The sequence below is a fragment of the Halobacteriovorax sp. genome (assembly GCF_041587335.1).
Taxonomy (GTDB): Bacteria; Bdellovibrionota; Bacteriovoracia; order Bacteriovoracales; family Bacteriovoracaceae; genus Halobacteriovorax.
The window spans coordinates 1-23,347 of the sequence record NZ_JBFGYP010000040.1; the positions used below are offsets into that span (position 1 = coordinate 1).

Annotated in this window: 16 protein-coding genes; 10 read left to right on the forward strand and 6 right to left on the reverse strand. The window is 34.1% G+C overall.

The genetic code is table 11. The annotated features are described in order from the left end of the window. Positions 1-69: 69 nt before the first annotated feature. The 4 genes from ABX784_RS07945 to ABX784_RS07960 form a co-directional block, all read right to left on the reverse strand. Entirely contained in the window at positions 70-3,192 is a 3,123-nt protein-coding gene (locus ABX784_RS07945; protein WP_372654488.1) for a hypothetical protein, read from the reverse strand. Between the two features lie 80 nt (positions 3,193-3,272). Further along, positions 3,273-3,974, reverse strand: coding sequence for an orotidine-5'-phosphate decarboxylase (gene pyrF, locus ABX784_RS07950; protein ID WP_372654489.1), 702 nt, complete (start codon positions 3,972-3,974; stop codon positions 3,273-3,275). Next, positions 3,971-8,380, reverse strand: coding sequence for a carbamoyl-phosphate synthase large subunit (carB, locus tag ABX784_RS07955; protein WP_372654490.1), 4,410 nt, complete (start codon positions 8,378-8,380; stop codon positions 3,971-3,973). The genes pyrF and carB overlap by 4 nt, the downstream gene beginning before the upstream one ends. A 74-nt stretch (positions 8,381-8,454) precedes the next feature. Further along, the gene (locus tag ABX784_RS07960; RefSeq protein ID WP_372654491.1) at positions 8,455-9,408 is read right to left on the reverse strand and encodes an aspartate carbamoyltransferase catalytic subunit; all 954 of its coding nucleotides are present in this window, start codon (positions 9,406-9,408) and stop codon (positions 8,455-8,457) included. 101 nt (positions 9,409-9,509) lie between these two features. Between ABX784_RS07960 and ABX784_RS07965 the strand changes: the two genes are divergently transcribed. The 5 genes from ABX784_RS07965 to ABX784_RS07985 all read left to right on the forward strand — a co-directional run bounded on the left by ABX784_RS07965 (position 9,510) and on the right by ABX784_RS07985 (position 15,344). Continuing rightward, positions 9,510-10,523 (forward strand): hypothetical protein, encoded by a 1,014-nt coding sequence (locus ABX784_RS07965; protein ID WP_372654492.1) that lies wholly within the window; start codon positions 9,510-9,512, stop codon positions 10,521-10,523. Then, positions 10,520-11,395: an HAD-IIIA family hydrolase gene (locus ABX784_RS07970; RefSeq protein WP_372654493.1), complete on the forward strand. Its 876-nt coding sequence runs from the start codon at positions 10,520-10,522 to the stop codon at positions 11,393-11,395. Before ABX784_RS07965 ends, ABX784_RS07970 begins: the two co-directional genes overlap by 4 nt. Positions 11,396-11,443: 48 nt before the next feature. Continuing rightward, a complete protein-coding gene (locus tag ABX784_RS07975) occupies positions 11,444-11,788 on the forward strand; it encodes a hypothetical protein (RefSeq protein ID WP_372654494.1) in 345 nt (114 codons plus the stop codon). A gap of 126 nt (positions 11,789-11,914) precedes the next feature. Then, positions 11,915-13,993, forward strand: a complete 2,079-nt coding sequence (locus ABX784_RS07980) for a hypothetical protein (protein ID WP_372654495.1) — start codon at positions 11,915-11,917, stop codon at positions 13,991-13,993. 382 nt (positions 13,994-14,375) lie between these two features. Further along, on the forward strand, positions 14,376-15,344 hold the full coding sequence (locus tag ABX784_RS07985; RefSeq protein ID WP_372654496.1) for a biosynthetic peptidoglycan transglycosylase: 969 nt from the start codon (positions 14,376-14,378) through the stop codon (positions 15,342-15,344). Here ABX784_RS07985 and ABX784_RS07990 read toward each other — a convergent pair. After that, positions 15,341-16,321 carry an LLM class flavin-dependent oxidoreductase gene (locus tag ABX784_RS07990; protein ID WP_372654497.1) on the reverse strand — a complete coding sequence of 327 codons (981 nt, stop codon included), beginning with the start codon at positions 16,319-16,321 and terminating at the stop codon, positions 15,341-15,343. The two genes, ABX784_RS07985 and ABX784_RS07990, sit on opposite strands and share 4 nt — an antisense overlap. A gap of 220 nt (positions 16,322-16,541) precedes the next feature. Between ABX784_RS07990 and ABX784_RS07995 the strand changes: the two genes are divergently transcribed. The 5 genes from ABX784_RS07995 to ABX784_RS08015 all read left to right on the forward strand — a co-directional run bounded on the left by ABX784_RS07995 (position 16,542) and on the right by ABX784_RS08015 (position 22,691). After that, on the forward strand, positions 16,542-17,492 hold the full coding sequence (locus tag ABX784_RS07995; RefSeq protein ID WP_372654498.1) for a hypothetical protein: 951 nt from the start codon (positions 16,542-16,544) through the stop codon (positions 17,490-17,492). A 113-nt stretch (positions 17,493-17,605) separates the two neighbouring features. Beyond that, positions 17,606-18,622 carry a lipoate--protein ligase gene (locus ABX784_RS08000; RefSeq protein ID WP_372654499.1) on the forward strand — a complete coding sequence of 339 codons (1,017 nt, stop codon included), beginning with the start codon at positions 17,606-17,608 and terminating at the stop codon, positions 18,620-18,622. Between the two features lie 41 nt (positions 18,623-18,663). Then, positions 18,664-20,373, forward strand: coding sequence for an ABC transporter ATP-binding protein (locus ABX784_RS08005; protein WP_372654500.1), 1,710 nt, complete (start codon positions 18,664-18,666; stop codon positions 20,371-20,373). Beyond that, positions 20,366-22,156, forward strand: a complete 1,791-nt coding sequence (locus ABX784_RS08010) for an ABC transporter ATP-binding protein (RefSeq protein WP_372654501.1) — start codon at positions 20,366-20,368, stop codon at positions 22,154-22,156. The genes ABX784_RS08005 and ABX784_RS08010 overlap by 8 nt, the downstream gene beginning before the upstream one ends. Positions 22,157-22,169: 13 nt before the next feature. Continuing rightward, positions 22,170-22,691: an NUDIX hydrolase gene (locus ABX784_RS08015; protein ID WP_372654502.1), complete on the forward strand. Its 522-nt coding sequence runs from the start codon at positions 22,170-22,172 to the stop codon at positions 22,689-22,691. 13 nt (positions 22,692-22,704) lie between these two features. Here the strand turns inward: ABX784_RS08015 and ABX784_RS08020 are convergent. Further along, a partial coding sequence (locus ABX784_RS08020) for an alpha/beta fold hydrolase (protein WP_372654503.1) occupies positions 22,705-23,347 on the reverse strand: 643 nt, incomplete at its 5' end.

The following is a 23,347-nucleotide window of genomic DNA, read 5'->3' on the forward strand; positions in this document are numbered from 1 at the left end:
AAACTCACCAAGACTCTACCAAGGACTTCCAACAAAAGAGAAGTCTCTTGAAGAGAGTTATTGGGATCTTTAATTATTAAGTACCTTATTTAGATCCTCTACCTTAAAAGTCTTTCTCTCTTTTTTAGGTTTTGGATCTAATTTTTTTACTTCCTTTTTTACTTCCTCTTTTTTATTCTCTTCGACCTTTGAAAGAGATTCGATATATTGTTTACAGATTTCATCGAGTTCTTCTGGTTTAGTATTATTTAATTTTTCATCTGTAAATGCACATACTGTTTCCCCGTTAATGCCTTGCTTAACTTCAATAATGTACTTTTGGTCATTAAATATGACTTCCATCTGTCCATCGGCACTTGGCTTACTTAAGATCTCTTCAAATTGCTCATTTAGGTTTAATGAGATTTGGCTAGCGTCTGACTTTATGGAGTTATTCATAGGTTGATTAGTATTGTTGTTAGTAAATTGATCAGGCTCATTTATAATTTCATTATCATTATTTAAAGCGCTATCCGTAGATTGCTTTTGAGATACATTTGGAAATGAGCGAGTAGGTTGTACTGTCTTTTGTGGAGTACTAGTTTTATTTTCTACTTTTGGAGTAGCGTCAACTTTACTAATCTCATCTTTTACGACTTCTGTCTTACTCTTAAGATCTTCAAGTTCCTTTCGTAACTTTTCAAGCTCAGGGTTAATCGTAGTAGACTCTTCTTTAGTTGTACTCAGTTTCTTCTGTTTCTCATTAATCATACTCTCAAGTTTTGCTATATAATCTTGTAAGTCTTCAGTAGACTTTCCCTTAATGTCTTCTTCCAACTCCTTTTTGGACATTTCTTCTAATTGCTCTGATGTTTTCTTCTGACTAGAGTTGTTAAAGAAGTTAAGTTTAGAGAAGAAGTTATTACTGTCTTTATCTTCGGCAACTGGTTCTACTTTAGAAAACGTATTAATGTTTTGATTTGTAATACTTGCTTCTTCAGGTGTAGGGACTACTTTCTCTATTATCTCATCTTCGTCGAAGAATTTACTCGTTGATGAAGCTACTTCAAATAGGTCATCCGTTTTTCCTGTTTGTGCTTCATAATACATACCGGCCATATTTGAAGTGTTATTTGCTTCAGTAAATGCTCTTCTGTAATCATTTTCTTCAACTTCCTTACAGATGTTTGGTAGTGTTTCAATTTTTTCATTTATTGATTGGATAATAGACTTGAGAGATATATCTTTCTCACCTGATCCAATGGTGCAAGCACTTTGAAAGCTGTTTTTGGGTGCTCCTTTGTTTGTTGCATCAATTGTAGACATTGAGCTAATATGCTCAATACAGCTTGAATCGGCCTTACCTTTAAACTGATCCTGAATAGCGCAGTAAGTGCTCTCGAAGTTAGAGTGACATTTTAGTTCAGAGTCCTTTTCGCTTTTATTAGGGTGGTATATATCTAGGTTATTTGTTAATTCTCTCGAATACCTTCTGTCTATGAAGTTCTTTACGAATGATTTTTCAAATTCTTTTTTACTTTGATTTGGCCTTTGAATATCATAAACTTCATTTGCGACTTTTCGTATCTCTTCATCTTGTCTATCATGGAGTACACTCTTTATATTATCCATACCTTGAAAGAAGGTTTTAAATTCTCTTATATCTTTTCTATTTGGCTTCTCATTTTGTTTTTTCTTTTGTCTGAAATAATTTAGAGTGCTTAGGCTAATTATTCTTTTAGCTTCTTCAAGCCTTGCAATCTGCTCATTATTATTTTGATATAAGTTATGATCATTTTTAGCTAAAAACTTGTCTTCTAATATCTTCAAACCTTCGAGAGGAGCTCTGTCGTTAAAGCTTTTAATTACACCTTTAATAGTATGTTGAAACTCAGTGTTCATTATGTGTTCAGGATTAAGATTTGATTCTAGTTTATTCTTATATACAAGTAAGCGACCTTTTTTATCAATGGAATGTAGATCTTTCTTTTCGCAGTATAAGTTTTTAAGGTCTAGGGTATTTTTATTTTTAAAATCTGTATCATCTTCTTCTAAAAATGTTTCAATGACTATTGGGTCATCATACGCAATCTCAGCATCAGTACAGATTGTCTGTACTATTTCATCTGCTGTAGATACACAGTCGATTCTAGAAGACATTGCAAGATAGTTCATCCATCTTCTTTGATTAGTACCCGTTAGAAGTTTATTTAAAGTTAATTCTTTTCCGGATCTGTCATTATCTATTTCTTTTAAGAATGCTGGTAAATTATTTCTAGTAAGTGTTTTAATTAAAGGGTGTAGATCCATACCTTGATCTTTTACGAATTGATTAAATTCTTGCCTTATTGTAGGAGAGTTTAAGTCACGCCCTTTGATGAATGATCCAAATGAAGCTTTTAGATTGACTGCTTTATCATCATACTTCATACGTATATATTTTCTTTCCATATCTTTTGAGTCTCTAAAACAAGAGTTTTTACCTGTAGATATTGCATTTCCAAGGGAAGCCTCTTGTTTTATTCCATTAAGTAAGTTGTCTAATGTTTCATCGATACTATCTTTATTAACATCTATTCCTAGTGCATCACCAAATATATTCTCGATCCTCTCTATTGCTTTTTCTGTATTACTTGAACATCCCTTCAAATTTGCAAGACGTAAAAACTTTTCTTTGAAAAAACTTCTATCAAAACAACTCCTAACAGTTCCACCACTTTCAGTAAGTAAAATTTCATTATTTTTAATTGTTTCAATCTTTTTCTTAAATCTTTCACCAATATTTTTTTGAATCTTTTCTTTTAACTCTTTTTTAAATTGACTATTCTTCTTACTAAAGTCCTCTCCATAGTCATTCTTTAATGACTCGGTTACGCAAGCACAGTTTATGTTTTCGTAGATGTCAGGTGATTGATTTCTATCTTTTCTCAAGCACGTACTTTTTCTTTGGTATTTACTTTGAGAGTTAAGAAATGAATTGAAAATAGGTTGTTCAGGACAGTCTAGGTTTTGTATTTCATTATTATCTGTAATTTTGACTTCTTCTACACAGTTTACTGTATCACTTATATTTTTTAGATTCTTCGTATCAAATATAGAATACTGATCCTTTAAACAGCTAATTCCTTTCTTCGCAATAAGCTCTTCATTTATCAGATCGGCGTATACTGATGAACTACTCAAAACTAAAAGTATAAATATTAATCTTCTCACAATTTAATCCTTATCTATATCTAAATAGATATCGGTTAACTTGAGTAAAAAGATTAGTCATTTCAACTAAGTGTCTGTATTTACATATTTTTTAACTGAGATATTCTTTCAGTAAGGGATGTAGATTCAGTGATCGATCTTCCGATAACTAGATACGTTGCCTTGGCCATAAAGGCTTCAGTTGGGGAAAGTACTCTTTTTTGATCACCTAAATTAGCAGACTTTATTTCATCTTCAAACCTAATACCTGGGCACATTGATATGAGATTGAGGTCTAGTTCATTTAGTATATCTAGTTCATTTGCAGAGCATACCACGCCATCAATTTTACTTTTATTTGCTAGAAGAAAAAGATTTGAAAAAAGGAATTTTGAATCAGTAATTCCCCAGATATTTTCCATGTCATTTTCATCTAAAGAAGTTAAAACACTTACTCCTAGTAGCTTACACTTTGGGAGGTACTGATCTCTTGCAGAGACACTTGCTTCGAGCATACTTTGTCCTCCGCTTATGTGTATTGTTAGAAAGGATATTGGCAGATTCTCAAGAGACCTTATCGATTTACTTACAGTGTTTGGAATATCGTGAAGTTTTAAATCTAAAAAAATATTCAATTTATACTTATCGTAAATCTCAAGTATTAATTCTCTACCGTAGCGATTAAATAGCTCAAGTCCAATCTTTATGCACTTGAGTTCATTATTAGTTTTATCTAAGAAGTTAAAAATATCTTCTTTAGTCATATTGTCTAATGCTACATAGACTTTATCCATTCCACTCATTGATGCATCTCCTGAAGGCTTATTGGAGCTAGTTCTGTTAGGTCACTTTCAGTAATTGATTCGATTACTGCAACAATATTTTCTACTCTTGTAAAACATGGGATCGCGTAAGTAATGGCAGAGTTTCTTATATGCTCTCCGTCGGATTTTGACGAACCCTTATCTGTTGGTGTGTTAAATACCATTACTATTTCATCTTCTCTTAGGACATCTATTAGGGAAGTACTATTCTCTTCTTGTATTTTTGCTACTTGTTCGCAAGGTATTCCCTGATTTTTTATAAATCTACATGTTCCGGCCGTAGCACAGAAAGAGTATCCCTTATCTTGTAATTGCTTTAAAAATGGTAGCACTGCGGCCTTGCTATGATCTGCAAGTGACATCAGGATTTTTCCCGGTCTATTGATATTAGGGTAGTTACCAAGGTAAGATTTTAGAATTGCGTGATTCTTATTGGAGTCTATTCCTAGTGTTTCACCGGTCGATCTCATCTTTGGACCAAGAATAATATTGTCTTGAACAAATCTATCAAAAGGAAAAGTGGACTGTTTAACACAGTAGTGATCGTTACTTTGGTCGCTCCAAGGACTGATTTCTAAACCTAGCATTGCTCTTGTTGCTATTTGAGGGAGAGAGAAGTTAACGGCTTTACTTAAAAAAGGAAGAGTTCTAGACCCTCTAGGATTTGCCTCAATACAGTATATAAGTTCATCTTTTACTGCATACTGGAAGTTGATTGGACCTATAATATTCAATTCTTTTGCTAAGTTTTCTGAAATTGTTCTCATTTGATTTGTTAGTTCTGTTGTCAGTTTCACTGGTGGAGAGATCATTCCTGAGTCTCCAGAGTGTACTCCTGCATACTCAATATGCTCACATACCGTAAAGACACAATTTCCCTTATGGTCTCTTATTAGGTCAACATCGTACTCAATCGCTTCTTCAAGGTATGTCTCAACTTGGAAAATTGTAGAGCTTTGTTTAAGTTGATCAAGTAGTGGTTTAGGGAGATTTTCTACATCTTCGTGCGAGTGGAAAATATACATACTCTCACCACCTATTACATAACTAGGTCTTATAATCACTGGTAGACCTATTTCTGTAAGTGCATTAATTAAATTCTTATAGCCTTGAACCTCTTTTGCTTTTGTATGTGAAAGATCGACCTTCTTAGTTATTTGGCTAAAGAGTTTTCTATCCTCTGTTAGATTAAGTGTATTTAGGTCTGATCCGAGGAAGTTAAAATTCTTGAATTCATTTCTAAAACTATCTTCAATATAAGAACGTATATTAATGCCTGTTTGTCCTGAAAAAGAGGTAATCACTCCAAATGGATCTTCATTTAATAGAATATCAAATAAGTCTTCTGAATAGAGTGGGCTGAGGTACAGTCTGTCTGAACTGTCATAGTCTGTACTCACTGTCTCTGGATTTGAATTGATCATTATTGATTGTATGCCTTCATCTTTAAGTTGTTGGCAAGATTTAACACAAGAGTAATCAAACTCAATTCCTTGACCAATTCTATTTGGTCCAGAGCCTAAGATGACAACTGATTTTGAATTCTCACTTAAAGATTTAGCTTCATTCTCTTCCCAGTAAGTTGAATAAAAATAGGGTGTTTGAGCATTAAACTCACCAGAACATGTGTCCACTGCCTTGTAGACTGGGAATATATTTTCATGGAACCTCTTCTGCAAGATATCTTTTTGACCTTGATCTGTAAGGAGGGCAAGGTATTTATCTGAGAATCCAAGTCTTTTATATGAAAGTAGACTCTCTCTATCTTCTAGTAGAGTTTTATCGAGCTTTAACTTTTGTTCGGCCACATAGATTAGAGAAGCTTGATCAATAAACCATTTTGTTATTTTAGATTTTTCTTGAACTTCTTCAATTGTCATCTCTTGGCGTAATCCTTCAAGGGCACTTAACAGTGATAGTTCAAGAGGACTTCCAAGTCTATTTTCTATATACTCTCTTGAAATGGTTACAGGAGATGTCTTTAACTGAGATAGAGTTGGAATCTCTAGCCCTAGTTCTAGTGACCTAAGAGCTTTTAAGAATGCTTCATTGAAAGATGAACCAAGCGCCAGCACTTCACCAACTGAACGCATCTGCGGTCCGAGCTCTTGTGAAGATGATGGAAATTTAGAAAATGGAAATATAGGTATTTTTACTGCTACATAATCTAAACTTGGCTCAAATGCCACTGGGGAAGCCTTTGTGATATCATTTAAGATCTCTCTTAAGGTGTATCCAATTGCTAGAAGTGCCGAAATCTTAGCGATAGGGTAGCCTGTTGCTTTTGATGCAAGTGCTGAAGATCTTGATACTCTTGGATTCATTTCAATAACAACAATATCATCTTCATTTTCAGGGTTTATAGCAAATTGAACATTTGCCCCGCCTGCAACAACTCCCATGTGTTTTGCTATTGTAAGAGACATTGTTCTTAGTTGTTGATAACAGCGGTCACTTATCGTTTGGGCCGGAGCTACTGTAATTGAATCCCCAGTGTGTATCCCACATGGGTCCACGTTTTCAATTGAACAGATTATTACACCATTCTTATCTTTATCTACCATTACCTCTAGTTCAATTTCTTTCCATCCTAGGAGAGACTTCTCCATAGTGATTGGAAACTTTAAGTCACTGGTAAAGACTTCATTTAAATCGTCTGGATTGTGAATTAATGCTGCTCCTTTACCTCCAAGAGCAAAGTCTCTTCTAATAATTAACGGATATTCAACACTATTACTTGCAAGGTCTATGGCCTCCTCTGCTGAGTGTGCCCTGAACCTCTTTCCTGTTTGATAACCTAGTTTATCTAGTTCAATTGCAAAAAGGGCCCTGTCTTCTGTTTTGTTTATAGTGTCTACATTTGCACCTAGAAGAGCTACACCATTATTCCCAAGATAGCTTTCTTCTTCCAACTCAATACAGATATTAAGTGCTGTTTGACCGCCCATGGTGGATAAGACTGCATCTACTTTTTCTTTTTGAATTATTTTCTTTATTGTGTCTTTAGTGATTGGCTCTATATAAGTTCTGTAGGCCATATCTGGATCTGTCATTATTGTTGCTGGATTTGAATTTAATAGAACTACATCTATCCCTTCTTCTTTAAGTGCTTTACAGGCCTGTGTTCCCGAATAATCAAACTCACTTGCTTGACCAATTTTTATAGGACCTGAACCTATAAGTAATACTTTTTTATAGGGAATATCTTTTTTCTCAATATTGTGAACATCAATCATAGGGTGTAGAGAATTAATATCTATGGCATCATTTTTCTTATTATTTAAAAAATCTTCTATCTCTCTAAAGAAGACACTTGCATCACTAGGCCCAGGGTTTGATTCTGGGTGAAATTGAACACTTTTAACGGAGTTATCTGTTGATGAAATACCTTCTACTGATAAATCAAATAGTGAGATGTGTTGAATGAAAAATTCTCTTTTAGATATATTGTTCTGTGAAATTCTATCAAAACTCTCTTGATCAACTGAGTATCCGTGGTTTTGACTTGTTATTAGAATTTCTCCTGACACTTTATCAAAGCATGGGTGATTCACCCCTCTTTGTCCAAATGGTAGTTTTATGATGTCACTTCCTAGAGCGAGAGAAATCAATTGATGACCTAGGCAAATTCCTCTAACTGGAATATCTGTTTTTAAGATCTCTTTTATAACTTCAATTTCACTTGTGTAGTTTCTTGGATCACCAGGACCATTCGATAAGAAAATAAGTGAAGGCTCTAATTGTAAAATATCTCCTGCTGTAGAGTTGTATGGCAGCATCACCATAGGTTTATCTAATGTCTCAAGATTTTTAGTGATAGAATCTTTTATGCCATAATTCATAATGACAATCGGGTTACTTCCTTCTTTCAATACGACTTTTTTGTCTATTGAAACCTTTGAAAGATCTTCGCAAATGAGTTTCGCATTTTTGAATTCATCTTTTGACGGTGCTTTCTCTCTAGTCGTGACGACTGACTTGTGACTTCCTTTTTTATTGACTAGATATTTAACTAGTTTTCTTGTATCAAGACTACTTATTAAAGGTATTTTTGTATGTTCTAACATTTTGTTAGGTGAGAAGTTTCTAGCAATTAATGTCGTTGCATGTATTTCTTCAGACTGGCTCACTCGTTCGTCATATTCATAGTTTCCAATATGTGAGTTCGAAAAGATAATATGCTGCCCGAGAAATGAAGGATCCGTTATTGTCTCTTGATAGCCACTCATACCAGTCGTAAAAGCAGCCTCACCCCAAATTCCTGATTTAAGTTCATCATCGTCTTCAGTACGATTAACCTTTGCTTTGAAGACCTCTCCATCATCAAAATGAATATAAACTGTGGACTGTTCTAAAGATGTTTGAAAATCAAAAATATTAGACATGAGTATGCTTCTCCCTTAATTTATAGAAAACAATGCTGTATAAGAATTTTATAAGAAATCTAGAGGACGAGAAATTAGAATTTGAAAATATTATTTTCATTGAACCCAATGTTCTTTGCTCCATTTTGTAACATAGCTTGTATGAGTGCCATTCTAAGGTAGATTGAATTCCTTACTTGTACGTGGCCTAAGTAATATTTAGAATTTATTAATTCATGACAGATCTCGACGCCTATATTGGCAGGACCTGGGTGTAGTACTGGTATCTTATTTTTTAGAGACTCAATCATCTCTAGAGTGAAGCCATAGTCTTTAGCATAGTCTAAAACTTTATTGTCTTCTTTATCGTCGTGTCTTTCTGTTTGAACTCTAAGTAAATAGAGTATATCTGCTTTTTTTAGAACTTCGTCACGATTATAAGTAACTTCTACACCAGCAGGAAGCTTTTTTGGTTGAAAAGCATTGGGTCCAAAAAGTAAGACCTTAACTCCAAATTGAGGAAGTAGTTTAATTAGTGAATGTCCTACTCTGGAGTGTATATTATCACCAGCAATGCAGAAAGTTTTCCCATCGAGCTTAATTCCACATTCTATAAGTGTAAAAACATCCAGAAGCGCCTGAGTAGGGTGCTCATTTACACCATCTCCACCATTTATTATCTTTATAGGTGGTTTCTCTTTGAACTCTGCTAATTGATTAGATACAGACGTTCTAATAATACAAAGGTCTACGCCTTGATCATTTAAAGTAAGTAAGGTCTGTTCAAGGGATTCTCCCTTTTTAAGTGATGACTTCTCTGAATTAAAATCTATATATGTACATCCGAGCTTTGAGATTGCAATTTCAAATGAATGCTTTGTTCTTGTTGAGTTTTCTAAGAATGATGTGGCGATGATTGGTGTTTTGTTTGAAAAGTGGAAAGGAGTGTCTGAGCGATTTTTTATTCGATGGGCCAAGCCTAGGACACCATCTATTTGTCGCTTACTCAAGTCGTCAATTGACTCTAAAACAGAGGGGAAATTCTCCATTTCGTTTCCTTTCCAAGTTCATTGGAATTTGATATTTTCGATATTAAGTCTATTAGACTATAATGAGATTGAAAACTCCTTTTTAAAATAAGTTGTAAAATATGCGTGAATACCAACCAATTGACACTGTTGCCCAAAAAGAGGCCCTTATAAATGAATTTAAGGGTAATCTATTTGAGTACCTCGTTGCTCAAAACCTTTCAAGACATTTTAAGATTGAAGGTGACTTTGTAAGATCTTTTGGTGGTGATATTAGAAGACAACTCACTGAGTATGATCATTGGCTACGTGTAAATGAACCAACTCTTATTAAGCATTTACCTATTTTAGCAACATCGGTTTCAAAAGAGCTAATTCCTTCTCTGCCTATAGATGTAGATAAGATTCTTGTCATAGGTAAGAGTGCTGGTGGTTCTCACAATAAGGCCTGGGATGAAGCAGATATCATAGTTGAATCGAAGTCTGGTATATTTCCAGTATCTTTAAAACTTTGTAAATCACATGCATTTGTTAACACTAAAAGTGCAGGGATAAAGAGTTTTATATCTCAGTACTTTGGAGCGTTTGATAAGAGTCAATACTTTCAAAACCTAATTAATGATGGCGTTGAAAGACGATTTTTACAGATGGCAAATGAGTTACATGATAAAGCTTCGATAGAGTTCTTTGGCAGATTTGATCATAGATGGACTGATGCTGGCTTTAGTGAGTTGCCGGGTCAACTTGAAACAGATTACAATAAAATTGTTGTTCAAACATACTATGACTGTGTTCTTGATGTTTATAATTGTTTATCAGAGCTGAAAAATAATAATGTTAAACTCTTCTCTGAGTGTATACTTCCTCTAATAGGTATTGGAAATCCAGATATTATTCAAGCTACCTGTTTTCATAAAGAAAAAAAGGGCGAGAAGTATCTACCTAGTGGAGTACATATTGTAAAATCGAGCGATTTAATCTCTAGTGAAGAAGTCGAAATACTTCCTCTTAAAGAAGGTATTAGTTCATTTGAATTACGAGTTGGAAAAATTAGACTACAAATCAGAATTAAACCAATGAATAAGTTTACGAGTGCGGCCTTCAAGGTTAATTGTTCAATTAAGGAACTTGTGTGAAAGAAATCAACTTACTAATTAAAGAGTCAGCTAAAAGTAGGGACTACTACACAGATAAACTTAAGGACTTCTTTAAGGTATCATTTGTAGATAGTGTTATAGAGAATACTTTAATTATAGATGGAGATCACTTTGTTGATTGGACATATATTTCAAGCTTAATCTCTAATGAGAATATTAATTTTGTATTCTTAGAAGAGTATCTTGAGAAATCATATAAGAGAGATAGGTATGTTGATAGTGGGATTAAGTATAGTCACAATCTAGAACAACAATTTCTACAACGCCCTCTTGTTAGGTATGAATCTGAACTCGTATGTTCTAGACCTGTTCTATTTCTTGATAGAGATGGAATTCTGAATGAAGACTCTGGGTACGTTTACAAATATGATGACTCAATAATCTATAAAGATATGATCAAGGTTATTAAGACTGCAAATGACTTGTCTATACCAGTTGTCATTGTAACTAATCAGGCCGGCGTTGCTAGAGGAATGTACTCTGTTGAAGATGTAGATAACTTTCATTCAAAACTTATTTCTTATTATTCATCTTTTGGCGCTAAAGTAGACCACGTTGAAATTTGTCCCTTTCATAAAGATAAGGGAGACGAAGAGTGGAGGTTTGACTCTCTTTTAAGAAAACCAAATCCAGGAATGCATCTAAAAGCACTTGCAAAAGTTTCAGGAACAATACTCAACAGTTTAATGGTTGGTGACAAAGAGAGTGATAGAATTTCACTTGAAGGAATCAACACTTTTCTTCTTTCTGGAAACTATGACATGAATTTTTCACCGGATGTTTGTTCTACTCGTCAAGAGCTATGTGAGAAAATTTCAAAATACTTGAATAATTTGCTTGATTTATCATAACTTAGTGCTCAGTATAAAATTAATAATTGTTTATTAATGGAGTAATAAATGAAGATTGCTTTTGTGCTAGTTTTTGCATTTTTCATCTCTATGGCAGCGCGTTCAAGAGATTTAACATATAAAGAAAGAATGGCCGTCTTGGCCTCAAAGAATCATATAGAATTAAATACATTTTTTGTTGAAGAAATAGATCCGCAAGGTCTACCTCTTAATGAGTATATTTCTTATAATGTTCTTAAGAAGTCCTGTACACCACTTATGAGTTTTCTTAACAAAATCGATAGAGATGAAGATGGTCTAAAAGATCAATCACTAAAGTTAAGAGTTCTCTATGAAGGTTGTATGGAAGGAACTCTTGCTCTTGGGCATCTCTACCAAAAAAACTTAAAGTAACTGAATAAAGTTTAGACACTTTCAATACCTGTAAATATTTTGGACACCACTGCTAAGTGAATTCAAGAATATATATTGGTACACTTTTTGCTTATATACCAGTGAATTAAAAAACTGGAGTAAAATGTGAAACGTAGGAATTTAGCCTTTTTTCTAATACTATCTCTATCGCCTTCTTATATTTTTGGAGCGAATACACTATCTACAAGCCTAAGTGAGATAAAGCAAACAAGTGTTGATCCTGCTATAGTTAAAAAAATAGAGGAGTTAAAAGAGAGAAACTTAACTCTGAAAACTAGACCAGTTTTTTGTCCATTAAACTCTTCACGTAGTGATGTCATATTAAATAGTATCAAAAATATTGAAGCAATTTTCAAAGATGACTGTCTTGATGGTAGTCAGGGAACTCTAGACCAGGTTCTTACTGGTGCTGAAGAAATTCAAAACAATATAAACCAAACTAGGGTATCACAAGGTCATGACCCAGTTGAAGTGCCAGAGTCCGATGGTATTGCTAATACTGGAATTAACGGTGAACAGATGGCCTCACTAGTTAATGGACTAAATACTCTTTTTAATAAAAATAGCTGTTCAAACCTAGATGATACGAGTTTCTTAGAAAATTCAGCAAATGTTATCCAGAGCTTCTCACAGTTTGGTCTATACTCAGCATCCCCAAATGGTGTCACTGTAGCCTATGGAGGACTTGTTGTTAGCTCAATATTAAAGTTTATTAATAATCTATTTGAAGGACGTTTTGACTTTAAGAAAGATGAGGATAGGCTTACGTTTATTAAATTAAACTGTTCATTTTATGATGTAAGAATAAAAATGCAAGAAGCGGGAATATTAGATATTTCAACTGATGATCATTACAAAGATCTAGCTACTGTAGATTCTTTAATTAAAGTTTTAAATAATCATAAGAATTTTATTGCTACTAATTCAGACTTTATTTCTAATGAGTTGGAAGCGATAAAAAAATCTCATGTTGAAGTCATTGGGAAAGAGAGAGTTAAGTTCTTCAAGCCAATTATAGAAGTTTTAAATCCTCTGAGCTCTTCTTCAGCTATTCCCGTTCCTGCACAAAGAGATATGATTCTTGATAAACTTACAATGAATTACGATCTTATAAATAGTTACGTGAATAAATTTATAAACCCTACAGATGGGACAAGAGTTTCTAGACAGAATAGATCACTAAGAGAGTTGTTACTTTCAATTGATGAAGTTTCCAATATTGACAAAGTTATTGCTCTTGAAAATAGTAGTGATAGTAGTTTTAATAATTATACCAAAAATCTTAAATATCACTTTGAAAGAGTCATAAAAGAAATCTCCGTTTTAAAAGAAGAGGCAACAGATGAACTCGCCGAAGTTATTATTGATCTAGATGGAGAGAATGAAGTTACTTTTTCTGAGGTTTCTAATGTTATCAACTCTGGTAATGGAGTAAAAACAAACTTAGAAATAGATAAGTTATTATCTGAACTGTCGTTATTGAAGACAAAGTTATTGTCAGTTACTGGTAAGAAAGAGTTTTCTAGTGAGAATGGTGCCGATGGAGCAGACTTACGAATTCTTGAAGCTCACGATAAAGTTACTAATTATATATATGGTGATTATGGGAAAAACTTCATTGATCACATGAGAAAAAAGAGTGATAAAGTTAATAAGTTATTTATTAAAGACTTTAAAGTCTTTGCAAAGAATAATCTAAGTAAGAACAATGGTCACTACCATATTAAAGAGATTAATAAACTGTCTTCTGATCAAATAGATAAGGCATGTGTTTCTGCTAAAAACTTAAGGGCCACATGGAAGTACGCACAGAAATGGGCCGAAATGGGATACGATTTTCTTTCTACAAATAAAGATATTTTCGGTGAAACCGGCTCGTATATAAGTAATGATAGAGATGATATTTTTGAAAACTCTCAAAGTGCAATCTTTGCTAGAAGAATAATATCGGCCATTAAGCTTCAAAAGAAAGAGGTACTTGAAGGTAGTGGAAAGAAAGTTACTGTAGTATGGCAAGGCAAGGATCTCTCTATAGAGGATGCTAAAGACCTCCTAAAAGATGATTTTAATTATACCTTGGGTGAGAGTATGCTCGATATTCAAATGACTAGAGAGCACAATAGCTTGCTTCAAACACTCTACGGTAAATATAGATGTGATCTAAGAGCTAATTACGAAAAATAATAAATAATGGTCGCTTAGGCGGCCATTTTTTTTGCCTACCGCTTAAGTTAAGTGCCATTTATTCTAGACAAATTTAATGAATATTCAGTCTGTTAGACTCTTTTTCCCCTCTTTGCTAAACTAGTTTAGAATAAGAGTTATTTTGGGGTAGTGATGGAAGAGTTCAATTTCATAATTATAGACAGTAGTTTTGGCGGATCAGTCAATGCGTGCATGCTCGCACAAAAAACAGCTTCTATTGCCAATGTAAGAAATAATATTCACGGTTATTCTGGCCCCTTTATTTGTGATGCAAATAAAAATCTATCATTAAGTATTACTTCTTTGCTTAATAATATTTCAAATAATAGCGAAATTAAATTTTCGAACTAGGGATTACCTTGTGAAGAACAAAAAGAAAAAAATTAAAATTATTACTATCTTAATTCTATTTCTAATTACTATAAGTATTGGTCTTGTTGGAATGAGTGTTCCTTATTCCGATATTGATAAACTTGCAAAAGGTTATGTTGGTGTTAGTTACAGTGATGTAAAAGGTGTTGAATATAAGATTCTTACCAAAAGACCAAAAGGCTGGAGTAAGTTAAATAGTATCTCAAAAAATGCTACGTCTGCAATTATGCTCAGTGAAGACTGGGATTTCTTTGGACATGAAGGTGTAGATATCTCTCAAGTGAAAGAAGCTGCTCTTGATGGGTTAAAAGGAGAGAGACTTAGAGGTGCTAGTACTATTTCTCAGCAAGTAACGAAGAATTTATTTTTTACTAGCGACCGTACAGTTCAAAGAAAACTCAAAGAGTTATTGGCCACACTTTATTTAGAAAAGAAAGTTTCAAAGGACAAAATACTAGAAGTCTATCTCAACGTTATCCAATATGGTGATGGTATATATGGAATTAAATCGGCATCAAAACATTACTTTAATAAATCTCCAAAAAGTTTAACAGCTAAAGAAGGGGCCTTTCTTGCTATGCTATTACCTTCTCCTGTTAGATATTCACAATCGTTTAAAGAAAAGAAATTAACAAAATTTGCATCTGGAACAGTTGATAATATTCTAGATAAGATGGCCCTTGCTAAAGTTATATCTCCAGAAAAGGCAAAGTTCTTAAAGAAAGAGCCTCTAAACTTTGAATCTACTTTTAAATCGAAGTCTAAGTCTAGGGCAAGATCAAGTAACGGTAGAGGAGTAAGTCGAAAGGCCAGAGCTCAGAGACTTACTGATGGTAGAGACTGGGAGAACCGTTACAAATATGATCCAGATCTTAGTATCTCTGAAGATGTTAAGTATGATCCGGACGCTATAAATGAAGATGACTTACAATTACAAGAAGAGTTTTCTATTGATTAGAGGTCTAGCTCCATCAGGGCCTCTAGACTTTGTATTTTCTTATTTGTGTCATAGACTGGTGTGACCACCATTAACTCGTCTGGATTATACTCGGCCATAAATTTACTTAGCTCACTTTGAACTGTTTCTTTAGAGCCAACAAATGAATAAGTAAGCATATGCTCAGCTACAATTCTCTCATTTTCTCTCCAATAAGAATTAATATCTAAGATTGGAGGCTGAAATTTCATTTTTATTCCCCGTACCATATTTGTAAATGATTGCTTTTGGCTTGAAGATAAATATTGTGCCTCTTCATCTGTGTCAGCAATAATTATATTAACTCCTAGAGTTACATATGGGCATCTTTGTTGCTTAGATGGAATGAAGTTTGCTCTATAGATCTCTATGGCATCTGTAAGAGAATCTGGAGCAAAGTGAGAAGCAAAAGCATAGGGGAGTCCATACTCTGCAGCTAATTTCGCTCCAAATGTACTTGAGCCAAGTATCCACAGTGGTACATTTAGTCCTACTCCAGGATTTGAAATAATTGGATCATTAGAACTTTCGATTGAAAAGTATCTTTGTAATTCTCTTATATCATCAGGAAAGTGTTTAGAACTATCAACGCTTGTTCTTAAAGCACGTATAGTGCGTTGATCTGTTCCAGGGGCCCGTCCTAAGCCTAATTCAATTCTTCCTGGATAGAGACTCTCTAATGTCCCAAATTGCTCTGCTATGACTAAAGGTGAGTGATTCGGAAGCATAATGCCTCCAGCACCAATTTTTATAGTTTTTGTATTTGCGGCCAAATGTCCAATTACTACAGATGTCGCCGCACTCGCTATTGCTGGCATATTGTGGTGTTCAGCAACCCAGATTCTTGAATAGCCTAGTTGTTCAGCTGCTTTTGCAACTTTGACACTATTTCTAAAAGCATCCGAAGCTGTTTGGCCTTCGTTGATAAAAACTAGATCTAATATTGAGACTTTTTTCATTTAACTTCTTTTGTTGTTGTTATGTTTGATATCTATCAAACAATTTAGTGAATACTCGGATTAAAGTCAATTAGACAAAACTGTTAAACCTGATCAATTTTGGTGTCAAAGTAGTAGTCAGTGTCAAAATATTAATAGATATTTTGACGTAATATTAATTGTTTATCTTGGCCTATTTCTTGCTTATATAGGGGTGCTATTTAAATTTTTTGGAGGAAATGTGACACTAGGTAAATTAGGAAAATTGTCTTTAATTTTAATATTTTCATATACCGGTATTTCTTGCTCAAAAGACTCAGCTCCCTCTATTGAAAGAGAGGAAGTCAAAGTTGTGGATGTTAGTTCAAATAAGTCAGTAGTGACTAAAGAATTAAAGAGAGTTCCACAAAGTTCATCTGGTAGTGATGAAATCCTTAATGGACTTGGTCTAGAGGATTATGAAAAAGTTGCAAAACAAATTTTCATGGTGAAAGAGGCCATGAGTGAAGATTTCCCCGTTGGAGATGGTCTTACATTTACAATGTATATACTTCGATACTTAGCTGAAGTCGGTGACTATGTTCTTACTAATGAAGATATATCTAATCTTTTAGTCGCCTTTGAAAAAATATCCGGTGAAAAATTAAATGAGACAATTTATCAAACTGTTGCAGGTATTGATAAATTAAAGTTTGGAAAAAGTGGTGGAAAGTACTCTGTGAAAATCTATTCAAAGGATAAGAGAAATGGAATCCTCATTCCAATAAATGAAGTTAGTGATGAAGGTATGGTTGAAGAAATTATTTACGCAAAAATTAAGGATAAGGCCGAGATCAAATTTGATGACGTCGATTCTAAGTCAGAGATTAGAGACCTAAAGAGATTCTTAACAGAAAGAATTACAATTCCATTAGTGTCTGAAACTCTACTTCCTCCACTAAACCAATTACATAAAGATATTAAACATGATTTAGATAGCTATCTAGATGAAACAAAGATTATTCCTCTTGAGATAAAGTCTGAAGGGATTTATATAAAAGTTAATACATCTACAATTTTTAACAACATGAAGTTCTATTTAAGAACACTCTATACATTACCTGATAGAAAGAAAAATGATAAAGCTATTCCATCTCTTGTTATGAGAATTAGAGCAAAGCTCATAAATGTTAAAATCTCTATAGACCAATAAGCCTGTTTCTCTGGTTACTATTTCTAGAGAGTGTACGGACATATTTATCCCTGTATAGTTGCCATATATAACCTCTACTTGGTAAAATGAATTCTTACTAAGTGGAGTTTCCTATGACTAAAATAAGAATTTTATTATCAGACACTTTTGACCCATGGTTTAATCTTGCGACTGAAGACTGGATTTTTCGAGATATGGACCCTGAGACTCACGTCCTCTTTTTGTGGAGAAATCAAAACACTGTAGTCATTGGAAGATTTCAAAATCCTTGGACAGAGTGCAATACTGAGAAAATGGAAGAAGATGGAATAAAGCTCGCCAGAAGACAAAGTGGTGGAGGCGCTGTTTTTCATGATCTAGGTAATACAAATTTCACTTTTTTAAATTCAAAAGAAAATTACGACAAGAGTGTAAATAATAAAATTATATCTAATGCTCTATCTCGCTTTGGGGTTGAGGCCTTTGCTTCTGGAAGAAATGATATTTTGATCAAAAGTGATGACGGAGATAAGAAAATATCTGGCTCAGCATTCAAAGAAACTAAGGATAGATCTTTTCATCATGGAACACTTTTAATTGATGCAGATTTATCTAAATTAGGAAATTATTTAAACCCTTCAAAAAAGAAACTCGAGAGTAAGGGGATAAAATCAGTTAGAGCAAGAGTAACAAACCTTAAAGAGTGTAACCCTGAAATAACTCACGAAAGTTTATGTTCAGCTATAATTGAAGAGTTTAAAAGCCACTACGGTACAGATTGTGAAGTAGAATTATTAGATCAAGAATTTCTTAAGTCTGTAGCTCATCTTAATGACTACTATGAAAAACTTAAAGATTGGAATTGGAGATTTGGTGAAACCCCAAAGTTTAACCACTTTATGGAAGAGAGATTCACTTGGGGTGGTATTGAGGCCCATATAGATTCTCATAAAGGGTTAATTGAAAAATGCACAATCTATTCAGATTCTCTTCATCCGGAAATGATTGATTATCTATCCAAAGGACTTGTTGGTAAACAATATTCCCCTATAGGAGTTAAAGAGGCAATTGAATCAGTTAAGCTAGAGCTTCCTATGATTAGCGATGAACTTGATGAGCTTGCGAAGTGGTTGTCTAAAGAAATTCATTAACATACTTTTCTTATAGGGGAAGTCCAGATAGAATTTCCCCTATGAAAAGCTCAACTCAATCATCATCAATTGATATATGGAAATCATATCTATTAAATAATAAAGCAATGTACTTTGTAGGAACATTCATGGTCCTACTTACTAATATTTGTCAGGTTCTTACCACCCGAATTATAGGTTGGATTATTGACTTCTTCAGTGGTGATAGTTATCCACTATACTTTGAAAAAGCGTCAAAAATGGACACTTTTTACTTCTTATTTATTTGCATGTTTCTTTGTCGTGTTCTTATTACAATTGGACGTATGGGCTGGAGAGTCACTCTTGCCCGTCAAACACACATGGCCAGTGCTATGCTAAGAAAGAGAATTTGGGAAAATGCCAGATTCTTCAAAAAGAAAGACCTTGTCACAGATTTCTCTAAAGGTAATCTGATGAATGCTTCAAATAGTGATGTTAACTCTTCAAGGTTTATCTTTGGCTTTACCCTCGTTGGGCTGGTTGATGTCATTTTTCTTGGAGTTTTGACTCTTGCTACGATGCTTACAATTAATGTAAAGATGACATTAATCTCTGTCTTAACTCTCTCTATTTTACCCGTTTTTGTAAGAAAACTCTCTTCTAAAGAAGTTCAAAGACATAAAGACTCTCAAAAATCTCTCGGTGACTTTAACGATCTATCAACTCAGGTCATTAGTACTATTCGTTTGCAAAGACTCACTCAAACTGGTGGCTTCTGGGAAAAGAAACTCATCGAGAGTGCTTCAAACTATAAAGACCAAAGGTTAAAGGCGTTATTTACTTCATTGAATTATATTCCAATGATGGGGGGAGCTTCTATTATAAGTTATATTGTTCTCTTTTCTGTGGGAATTACTCTCGTTATTGGTGAGCAAATGACAATTGGTGACTTTGTTTCCATGCAAGGACTAATATTCTTATTACAAGATCCACTTATGGAGATGGGGTTTATTATTTCTGACTGGAAACGAGGGACAACTAGTTTAGATAGACTAAATAAAATATTTAAAAATAAGAAAGAAGAATTTCTATATAATAAAGGTGAGAAAATAAATGATAGTGAATATGTACTACAAGCAAAAAATCTGTCATTCAAATTTCATGACTCAGATAAAGAAGCTCCTTTAATAAATAACTTCAATCTCCGTCTTCTCCCTGGAGAGAGACTTGGTATTACAGGTGATATTGGAACAGGTAAGTCTACCCTGCTAAGTATTTTGAGTGGTCTAGAAAGAAACTACGAAGGAAGACTCTTTTTTCATGGGAAAGATTATAACAACTATAGTCACCAACAACTTAGAGAGTTTATAAGTTTTGTGCAGCAAAAGCCTTTCCTGTTTGCTGATACAATTAAGAAGAATATAGAAATGGATAGGGATCTCTCGGAAGATGATATTTGGTACTACCTTGAGTTAGCAGGATTGGACAAGGATGTTCAGGCCTTTCCTGAAAAGCTAAATACTCAGTTAGGAGAGTGGGGGATTAATCTCTCTGGTGGCCAGAGACAAAGATTGACTCTGGCAAGAGCTCTATCTCGAAGACCAAAGCTTTTATTTTTAGATGATTGTCTAAGTGCTGTAGATACTGTAACTGAAGATCTTATCCTAAATAACCTGGATAGAGAGTTAAGTGATACAACTCTTATCTGGGTTGCGCACAGAAGTTCTACTTTGAAATATTGTAATAAAGTTTTAAACCTCTCACATAGTATGGAGGTGATCAATGAGTAATCAATTTATTGCTCGTGATGAGCAAGATGAGTCAAACCTAAAAAAGAATGCGCTCAATGACCTTAAGTCATTTAAATTTCTTATAAAACAAGGGCAGGCGAGAAAAGGTAAATTTATTTTTGCTTTGATCCTAATGCTTATAAGTTCTTTGTCTGCTATCTATTCTTCCCGCGCGATGGGACATTTAGTTGAAGATGGTTTATTGAAGAAAGCATTTGATGAGTCATACTTTTGGGCCATTTTAATTGTTCTCTGTGAAGTTGGTGCTCTTGCCCTCCAGTGGTGTGGTAGAAGAATATTAATCTTAAACTCATCTGAAACAATTTTAGATATTAGAAAGAAGTTATTTGCTCATATTCAAAAACTTCCTTTGAGTTTCTATGATAAGCAACCACAGGGAAGAGTCATCACTAGGATTACTCATGATGTCGAAGGCGTTGAAGAGTTTTTCACATCTACTATAGGTCGTTTTGTAAATGCCGGCTTTATGGCAATCATTTCTGGAACAGCGATGTGTCTAACAAATTTTAGAATTGGTATAATTCTAATATGCTCTATGTTGCCTGCAGTTCTGCTTGTTTACTTAACTAAGAATAAAGTTAGAGTAGTTAATAGAAGGATGTCTAAATTATCAAGTGCTTTAAACTCAAAGTTGAATGAATACCTCAGTGGAATTGATGTCATACGCTCTTACGGTTTAGAGAGTTGGTCCCATCAAAATTTTGATGAAGCGGTAAATGATCATCGTAGTGCCCAGTTGAGTGCAAACTTTCTTTACTCATGGACCAGACCTTTAACGGCATTCTTTTGTACGCTACCTCTAGTCGGTCTTGTATTCTTTGGTGGTAAAGCAGTTCTAGCAGGAACAATGAGTGTCGGTATTTTTGTGGCATTTATTAGGTACTGCGAAAAATTCTTTTCTCCAATCCTAATGTTAGCGAGAGAGATTCATGTAATACAACAGGCCTTCACCAGTAGTGAAAGAGTGCATAGCTTCTTTTCTCATGAAGAAGAAGAAGCCGTTCTTGGAAAAGATGGTGAAATATTTGATCATAACTTTAAGGGCCAGATTGAGTTTAAGAATACATGGATGGCCTATGACTCAGACAATTGGGTTCTTAAAGATTTAAACTTTAAAATTAGTAGTGGTGAAAAAATTGGTCTTGTTGGATCAACAGGTTGTGGGAAGACGACAACTGTTAGTCTACTCGCTAGACTATATGACTTCCAAAAGGGAAGTATTGAGATTGATGGGAAATCAATAAGAGATTTTAATCGTAAATTTTTAAGAAGCTCTATTGGATTTGTTTCTCAGGACCCGATTATATTTAGTGCAGACTTAAGGGAGAACTTATGTGCAGGAAAGCCTGCTACAGATGAAACTATACTCTCATGCTGTGAAAAAACCGGTCTAGCAAAAGTTATGAAGGAGTCTGCTATGACTCTTGATTCAGTCATTCTTGATGGTGGAGAGAACCTAAGTATTGGAGAGAAACAACTACTAAGTTTAACTCGAGTACTTCTTGCAGATCCGAAAATCTTAGTTCTTGATGAGGCCACGGCCAATATCGATCCTAACTATGAAAAGCTCATTCATAATGCAATTGTAAATATAATGGAAGATAAGACGTGTTTAATTATTGCTCATAGACTAGATACTGTTATGAGCTGTGACAGACTTCTTGTTTTTGAAAAAGGTCGTCTAGTCGAAAGTGGAACACCTAATCAGTTACTTCAAAGTGATGGAGTATTTGCAAAACTTCAAAAAGCTAGTGAGCTCTAGACTAAAGGACAATATGAGACATATTCATACTTCTACTCACTTTGAAATTGATTCTTTAGACAATAAGTCCATATTTCAAAGAAAAGCAACGAGGGCCATTGCTCTTAGAGATGAGCAGATTCTCATGTTATATACTGAAAGGTATCATGATTATAGTTTACCTGGTGGTGGAATAGATAAAGGTGAAGATATTGTTGATGGACTTATACGAGAACTCAAAGAAGAAACAGGTGCTAAGAATATCTCAAATGTAGAAGCTTTTGGAATTTATGAAGAGTATAGACCATGGTATAAACCTGATTTTGATATCCAACATATGATCTCTTATTGTTTTACTTGTACTGTAGATAAGGAGCTAGGGGAGACGACCCTTGAGCATTATGAACTAAGTAATGGAATGAAACCAGTCTGGATTGATATTAATGAGGCCATTGCTCATAATGAAGAGACCATTGCTAAAAGTGATAAGAAAGGCATGTCTATTGAGCGCGAAACATTCCTGTTAAAGCTCATTAATAAAGAATTAATTATTTAGAAATTGAATTAAGTCATTTTATATAGTTAAGTATTGACTTGATTGTACTCTGTGGTACTTCTAATTGCGGAGTGTGTCCGACTTTATCTAGAGGGATAAATGTTAGATTACTAACATCTCTTTTCCAAAGCTTACTTTGTTTAAAAGGAATCCAAGAGTCCTCTTCTCCCCAGATCAATAGTGTCGGTGTCTTAAGCTTAGTCAGATCTGGCGTATGATCTTTTAATTTCATAATATTTTCAAAAACTCTCATGTACTTATCAAAGTTTCCTTCAAGGTTGAATAGATCATAAAACCTTTCTAAGTCGTAATCATCCATCTTGTCTCTATTATAAAAAACTCCTCTGGCTATATAGTCAGATGTTAATCTACTTGAAAAGTTTTTAGCAAGCCACTTTAAGAACCCATTATTAGAAATTCTTACTACAAGAGGAGGATCGAGTGGGTAAGCAGCAGGAGAGAGTAATACTAGCTTTTTTGTATTGTTCGGTTTCTCTAAGGCGTAGTTCCAAGCTATATGGCCACCTAAGCTATTTCCTATAATTATTGGTTTTTCAATTTTCAATCTTTTAAAGAATTTATGTAGAAATTGTGTGTAGCTTTTAGAGTTATAAGGTATTTCTTTTCCAGACGTTAGACCAAAACCAGGTACGTCC